This window comes from Brevundimonas vesicularis (assembly GCF_032067225.1).
Lineage (GTDB): Bacteria > Pseudomonadota > Alphaproteobacteria > Caulobacterales > Caulobacteraceae > Brevundimonas > Brevundimonas vesicularis_F.
On record NZ_DAMBJX010000084.1, the window covers coordinates 2,981 to 9,660 of the forward strand.

At 64.8% G+C, this 6,680-nt stretch carries 6 protein-coding genes; 3 read left to right on the top strand and 3 right to left on the bottom strand.

Annotated features, from left to right (window positions below):
- The coding region (locus RT123_RS14790; protein ID WP_313009934.1) for a TonB-dependent receptor plug domain-containing protein at window positions 1–1,200 on the bottom strand (1,200 nt) is incomplete at its 3' end.
- 253 nt (window positions 1,201–1,453) lie between these two features.
- Between RT123_RS14790 and RT123_RS14795 the strand changes: the two genes are divergently transcribed.
- Both RT123_RS14795 and RT123_RS14800 read left to right on the top strand, forming a co-directional pair.
- Window positions 1,454–1,993, top strand: a complete 540-nt coding sequence (locus tag RT123_RS14795; protein WP_313009936.1) for a hypothetical protein — start codon at window positions 1,454–1,456, stop codon at window positions 1,991–1,993.
- Window positions 1,994–2,210: 217 nt separating this feature from the next.
- On the top strand, window positions 2,211–3,113 hold the full coding sequence (locus RT123_RS14800; RefSeq protein ID WP_313009942.1) for an MBL fold metallo-hydrolase: 903 nt from the start codon (window positions 2,211–2,213) through the stop codon (window positions 3,111–3,113).
- On the opposite strand, the gene RT123_RS14805 is transcribed toward RT123_RS14800, so the two are convergent.
- Both RT123_RS14805 and RT123_RS14810 read right to left on the bottom strand, forming a co-directional pair.
- Entirely contained in the window at window positions 3,110–3,778 is a 669-nt protein-coding gene (locus RT123_RS14805) for a DUF1499 domain-containing protein (protein ID WP_313009939.1), read from the bottom strand. The two genes, RT123_RS14800 and RT123_RS14805, sit on opposite strands and share 4 nt — an antisense overlap.
- Window positions 3,779–3,797: 19 nt before the next feature.
- Window positions 3,798–5,426, bottom strand: coding sequence for a long-chain-fatty-acid--CoA ligase (locus RT123_RS14810; RefSeq protein ID WP_313009940.1), 1,629 nt, complete (start codon window positions 5,424–5,426; stop codon window positions 3,798–3,800).
- Between the two features lie 158 nt (window positions 5,427–5,584).
- On the opposite strand from RT123_RS14810, the gene udk reads away from it, so the two are divergent.
- On the top strand, window positions 5,585–6,232 hold the full coding sequence (gene udk / locus RT123_RS14815) for a uridine kinase (protein WP_039247924.1): 648 nt from the start codon (window positions 5,585–5,587) through the stop codon (window positions 6,230–6,232).
- The last annotated feature ends 448 nt before the right edge of the window (window positions 6,233–6,680 follow it).

Here is a 6,680-nt window from a genome sequence, read left to right on the forward strand (position 1 = left end):
GAAGCGCTTGTTCAGCAGGAACGAGCCGTTTGGATTAGCGCGCGAGTTCAGGAATCTGCGGAGATCAGCCGTGATGAACGGGTTGGTCGCCGGGACGCGGAAGCCGGTGCCGCTGGCCGCGGGGCTAGCCGCCAGTTCGGTGTCGGCGACATACTGGGTGAACAATGCGTTGGCATAGACCTCGGCGTTGTCATTGATCTTGTAACGGCCGCCACCGTAGACGTTGTAACGGTCAAGCGGCAGTTGCAGATAGTTAAGCGGACCCGTGTTGAACGTATAGTTGGCGCCGGGCGCCGTGTATTCCGCGCCGGCTCCAGCCGGATTCTTGACGTTCAGCTTGCCGGTATACGAGAACAGGGTGTTGTCATCGTTGAAACCGAACGCGCCCGTTTCGACCAGGGTCGGGCTGTTGAAGTAAGATCTGACCAAAGCCAGGCTTGGCAGGTTGTTTGAGTCGAAGATCGTCGAACCCAGGGGCGAAGTGCCCGACGGACCGGACACCGCCGAGAAGTCACGCGCGGCGTTGAAGATCACATCGCGGGTCGAACGGCCAAGCGACAGCACCATGTTGCCGCGGTCATCATCGAAGTTGCCGCCGACGGTTACGGAGTAGCTTTCGGTCTTGCCGTCGCTGCGATCGGTTTCACCGTATTGGGCGTCGACCTGAACGCCCGAGAAGTTCTCGTCGAGGATGAAGTTTGCGACGCCAGCCAGGGCGTCCGAACCATAGGCCGCCGAAGCGCCGCCCGAGATGACTTCGATGTTCTTGATCAGGGCAGTCGGGATCAGGTTGACGTCAACCGAACCGTCCGAGTTCGACGGCACGACGCGACGGCCGTTCATCAGAACCAGCGTGCGGTTCGAGCCGAGGTTACGCAGGTTGATGTTGGCCTGGCCGCCATTGGACGGGTTGTTCGAGGTCGACGAGATCGACGGGGTGAACTGCGGCAGATCGTTGATCAAGGTGTCGATCGTAACCGAACCCGTCGCCTGGAAGTCTTGGGCGGTGACGGTGACGATCGGGCTGGTCGAACGATAGTCCTGACGGGCGATGCGCGAACCCGTGACGACGATCTCGCCGACGTCGGTCGCTTGGTCGTCAGCCGACTGTGCGAACGAGGGCGTAGCGGCCATCGCCAAAGCGGCGCCGCCGATGATCGTGGTTGCCAGAAGGCCGCGACGATATCTGTTGGTGTTCAAGGCTTGTTCTCCCAGAAGAGCCAAGTTCATTAGAAACGAACTGCTCAATACATTAGCCATTTGCCGACCATGCGATCGGTTGGGCGCGAGAGCATACCAACGCAGGCGCCAAGTCCAGCGAGAAGGTGGCGCTTGAACACATTGGCGACACGCCTGTCGCAAAGACGACACACCGTAGTCGCGACAGCGACATCGGACACGACCCGAATTCTAGTGATATACTGGCCACCAACTTAACGAGCCGAAGAAGATTATGACCCGCTCAGCTGTCGTAAGCACCAAGAAAATCACCGTTCTATCGGTCGCATCGGTTATTTTTTGGTCAAACCATGCTCTGGCGCAGCAAGATTTGTCTTCGTCGGGGAGCGACCTGGTCGGAGCCGTCACGCAATGCACGACGATTGAGGCCAACGCCGCCCGGCTAGCGTGTTTCGACGCCGCCGCAGCTCGATTGGCAGCCGCCGGCGAGGTTGCGATCGTCAGCCGGCAAGATGTGGAGCAGAATCAACGTCGATTGTTCGGCTTCAACGTCACGGGCTTGAACCCCTTCAGCGGGTCAGGACGATCCGAAGAATTGCAGTCCATCTCGGCGACGATGACATCAGCCCGAAACCTTGGCAGGGGCGAATGGTCCATCACGCTGGATGACGGCTCGGTATGGCGAAAGACCGACGGCGTAGATGTGCTCTTTTCGGCAAACCGGCAGTATCCGGTCACCGTGCGCAGGGCGGCGTTGGGAAGCTACATGATGAAGGTGGCGAACGATCCGCCTTTCCGGGTCCGCCGCGAATAGGTCTCTAGCGTTGGATCATTATCCGCGCCGCATAGGGCGCGGGCTCTGGCGTGCAGGAGGCGGCGATCAGTTGCACCGCGGCGAGACATAGGATCGCCGCCGCGACGAACGGAAGCCGATTTGATACAGCGTTGGCGATCGAACGGGCCATTGTGGGCGCTCCAGGCATGATTACCGAGACGTTAACGCAAGCTCTGCGCCAAACGCGGCCGTGACGATGATCCCGTTCGTAAGGGCGTTCGACTTCGCCTATGGGCGACGCGATCAGTTGTCGCCGTTGATCCAGCGGGTGATTGCAGACAATCCAGGGCCTTTCACCTTTACCGGGACGGGAACCTATATCGTCGGCCGACCGGACCGGGAGGCCGAGGTCACGGTGATCGATCCGGGGCCGCCGGATCAGGCGCATCTGGCGGCGCTGATGGCGGCGGTCGAGGGGCGGCGGGTCAGCCATGTGCTGGTGACGCATACGCATCGGGATCATGCGCCTCTGGCCCGGCCGTTCGCCGAGGCGACCGGAGCACGGATTTGGGCGGCCCGGCCTCCGATGCGGGAAACGCATGCGTCGGGTGCGCTTGACGAGGATGAGGATGCGGACTTCGCGCCCGATGTGGTGCTGACGGGCGGCGAGGTCATCGAAGGCGACGGCTGGACGATCGAGGCGATGTTCACGCCCGGCCATGCGTCAAATCATATTGCTTTCGTTCTGCGCGAAGAGAACGCGCTGTTTTGCGGCGACCATGTCATGGGCTGGTCGACGACGGTCGTGGCGCCGCCGGATGGAAGCATGCGCCAGTATATGGCCAGCCTGGATGCGGTGATCGCGCGCGACTTCGACGTGCTGTGGCCGACGCACGGAGCGCCGGTGACGCAGGTGCGGCCGTTTCTGGAAGCCTATCGCGCGCATCGGCTGGAGCGGGAGGCGCAAGTGCTCCAACGGCTGGCGGCGGGGGATCGCACGATCGCGGAGATGGTCCCGGTTCTGTACGCCCCCGTCGATCAGCGGCTGTGGCCGGCGGCGTCGCTGTCGGTCCTGGCGCATCTGATCAAGCTGGTCGAGGACGGCGCGGCGATCAGCGATGGCGTGCCCGGCCTGTCGGCGCAGTTCCGCCTGGCTTAGCGTCCCGCCTCCAGGTTTCGGGTGATCTTGGCGGCGAGGCGGCAGGTGGCGCCGCCGTCGGGACGGCTGCCGCGTGCGGCGACGCGGATGTCGGTGCGGCCGGGGCGGATGCGAACGACGGCGTCGGTGGCGAAGCCGAACCAGGCGCCGGCGTGCACGGCTTCGACCTGGAAGGTTGTGGCGCGGGTGACGACGAAGCCGGCGTCGACCAGCGCCGAGGTCGCCTGCTGGGCCAGGACCTGGGTCGGCACGGCGTCCACACCGTCACAGGTCTGCGGCGCGCCGCTGCGCACGCCGGCGGCGCGCGGCAGGCCAGGCGGCTCGTCCAGGTTGGTGCTGACGTCACGTGGACGGGGCGTCGCATCTTGGCCCTGACGCAGCACGAAGCCGGCGACGGTCGCGCCCGAGAGAGCTAGCGCCGCCAGCGCATAAAGACCCCTGCCCTTCAGGTCGCGCAGCGCCAGCACCGCCGCCACGAGAGCCGCCGCCAGACCGACCCAGGCCAGGAGGCGCGCCACGGTCCAGGTCAGCAGGTCATAGCCGATCGCAAGATCGAGCCCGCCGAACCGCGTCGCCGTAACGGCCGCCACGACCAGCACAAAGGGCGCCGCCGCCAGCGCCGTCAGCCACGGCAGAATGGCGGGTACGGGCTTTCTGGTCGGCATTCAGGGTCCGGTTCTAGGGTTAGGCAGCGGTCGGCAGACGATAGTCCTTCATCCGGTCGCGCAGAAGCTTCTTGTCGATCTTGCCGGTCGCGCCCAGCGGGATGTCGTCCACGGCGACCACGTCGTCGGGCATCCACCATTTTGCGATCTTGCCGGTCAGGAAGTCCAGATGCTCCTGCTTGTCCAGCGTCTCGTCTGGCTTGAGCTTCAGGATCAACACGGGCCGTTCGTCCCATTTGGGGTGGGCCGCGCCGATGACGGCTGCGATCTCGACCTTGGGGTGGCCCACGGCGATGTTCTCGATCTCGATGGAGCTGATCCACTCGCCGCCAGACTTGATCACGTCCTTGGCGCGGTCGGTGATCTGCATGAAGCCCAGGTCGTCGACCGTGGCCACATCGCCGGTGTCGAAGAAGCCTTCTTCGTCCAGGATCGAGCCGTCTTCCTTGAAGTAGGCGCGGCTGATCGTCGGCCCCTTGACCATCAGACGACCGAAGGTGGCGCCGTCGTGAGGCAGTTCGGCGCCCGCCTCGTCCTTCAGCTTCAGCTCGACGCCCAGCGGCGGCACGCCCTGCTTCAGGCGGTACTTCATCTGCTCGTCGTACGAGAGCTTCAGGATTTCGGGCGGCAGGTTGGCGATGGTGCCGATGGGCGAGGTCTCGGTCATGCCCCAGGCATGGGTCACCTCGACGCCGAAATCGTCCTGGAAGCCGCGGATCAGGCTTTCGGGGCAAGCCGAACCGCCAATCAGCACGCGCTTCAGGGTCGAGAAGCCCAGGCCGTTCTGTTTCATGTGGGCGAACAGGCCCTGCCAGACGGTCGGCACGGCGGCCGAGAAGGTGACGCCCTCCTGTTCGATCAGCTCATAGATCGACTGACCGTCCATCTTGGCGCCCGGCATCACCAGCTTGGTGCCGGCGGCGGGACCGGCGAAAGCGATGCCCCAGGCGTTGGCGTGGAACATCGGCACGACCGGCAGGATCACCTCCTTGGGCGTGGCGCCCATCACCGTGGCCTGAAGGCCCATGAAGGTGTGCAGGAAGTTGGAGCGGTGCGAATACAGCACCCCCTTCGGATTGCCCGTGGTGCCGGAGGTGTAGCAGAGGCCGCAGGCCGTCTGTTCGTCGAAGTCGCCCCAAACCACGTCGGTCGATTGACCGGCGATCGCGTCCTCATAGGCGACGGCCTTGGGCAGCTTCGTCTGCGGCATGTGGGCGGCGTCGGTCATAATGACGACGCGCTCGACCTTTGGGATATGCGGCAGGATGGCTTCCAGCAGCGGCACGAAGGTCAGGTCGACGAAGATGATCCGGTCTTCGGCGTGATTGATGATGTAGACGAGCTGTTCGGGGAACAGACGCGGGTTCAGGGTATGGCACACCCCGCCGATGCCCATGATGCCGTACCAGGCCTCAATATGGTTGGCGGTGTTCCAGGCCAGGGTGGCGACGCGGTCGCCAGGCTGGACGCCCCAGTCCTTCAGCGCGCTGGACACGCGTTTGGCCCGCTCGTGGATCTGGGCGTAGGTCGTGCGGACGATGGGCCCCTCGACCGAGCGCGTCACCACTTCGCGCTCGCCATGCCAGTTTTTGGCGTGGTCGATGATCTTTTCGACCGTCAGCGGCCAGTCCTGCATCAAGCCCAGCATGTCGTATCCTTGTCCCTTGGATGCGTCTGCTTTGATGCGACGCTTGAGCCGACGCTAACATCGGTGATCGGCGATAAGCAACGTGACGTAGCGTCAGCCACGGCGCGGCGGATCGTCCCCCGTGGCGTCGGCGGCGCGACCGCTCTAGAAGGCCGCCCATGACCATATTGATCGCGATCACGGGGGGCTCCGGCTCCGGCAAAAGCACCCTGGCGGAGGCGTTGGTGTCGGCCCTGCCGGAAGGGTCGGCCGTGCTGGTGCGCGAGGACAGCTATTATAAGGACGCAGCCTCCCTGCCCGGCTTCGACGCCGCGACCTTCGACTTTGACGATGTGACGGCGCGCGATCACGACCTGATGATCGCAGACCTGAAGGCACTGAAGGCCGGGCGCGCGGTGACGGCGCCGGTCTATTCCTTCATCCACCACGGCCGCGAGCCGGGCGGCGAGCCGATTCCGGCGGCCGAGGTGGTGATCGTCGAGGGCACGCATGTTCTGTGCACCCCCGACCTGACCGCCCTGTTCGACATCCGCGTCTTTGTGGACACGCCGGCCGACATCCGCTTCATCCGCCGCCTGCTGCGCGACCAGGCCGAGCGGGGCCGATCGGCGGATTCGGTCGTGGCGCAATATCTGGCGACGGTGCGTCCGGGTCACGAGCGCCTGACCGAACCGTCGCGCACCCACGCCGACTTCATCGTCGCCGATGCGACGGCCGCCGTCCGCCTGGAAGACCCGCAGGCCGTGGTGCGTCTGGCGGCCCCGGTCCTGGCCCATCCGTTGCTGCAGGCGCTGCTGGACGACTAGCGAAGACATCTCCGACCCGAAATTCGGCGGGGCGAAGCGCGACCGGCTCAGCGGGCGGATGACCATTCATCGCCCTGATGCGCGCCCGTTCGGCGGCTTCGGCCTGCTTCTCAATCAAGATGGCGTCCAGCCGGATGTATTCGAGTTCCAGCAGGGCGCGAAGGCGCTCGTCTTCCGCCTCTTCCTCGGGCGTCTGTCTGTAGGGCGGCGGGAGACCGCGACCGGGTTTGGGACGGCGAGGTTTGGGGCGGGCCATGCGGGTCTCCGGACACGGGTTATCGGCTTCGCGCGGTCGCAGCGAAGTCTGGAGGGCTGGGCGGAGCGCCGGGCCTTCGCCCGGAGTTGATTTGTAGTGTTACCGTTTCGACGTAGGGTATGACGCTCCGCGCGGAAGGTTGGCCTGCAAGCTCGGGGCGCCGAGCGGTGGCGGTCTTATCGCCTAACCCCA

What these genes read in the sequence shown, in the direction of transcription:
- RT123_RS14795 (WP_313009936.1), top strand. Translation starts at nt 1,454, where the DNA reads ATGACCCGCTCAGCTGTCGTAAGCACCAAGAAAATCACCGTTCTATCG.
- RT123_RS14800 (WP_313009942.1), top strand. Translation starts at nt 2,211, where the DNA reads ATGATCCCGTTCGTAAGGGCGTTCGACTTCGCCTATGGGCGACGCGAT.
- RT123_RS14805 (WP_313009939.1), bottom strand. Translation starts at nt 3,778, where the DNA reads ATGCCGACCAGAAAGCCCGTACCCGCCATTCTGCCGTGGCTGACGGCG.
- RT123_RS14810 (WP_313009940.1), bottom strand. Translation starts at nt 5,426, where the DNA reads ATGCTGGGCTTGATGCAGGACTGGCCGCTGACGGTCGAAAAGATCATC.
- udk (WP_039247924.1), top strand. Translation starts at nt 5,585, where the DNA reads ATGACCATATTGATCGCGATCACGGGGGGCTCCGGCTCCGGCAAAAGC.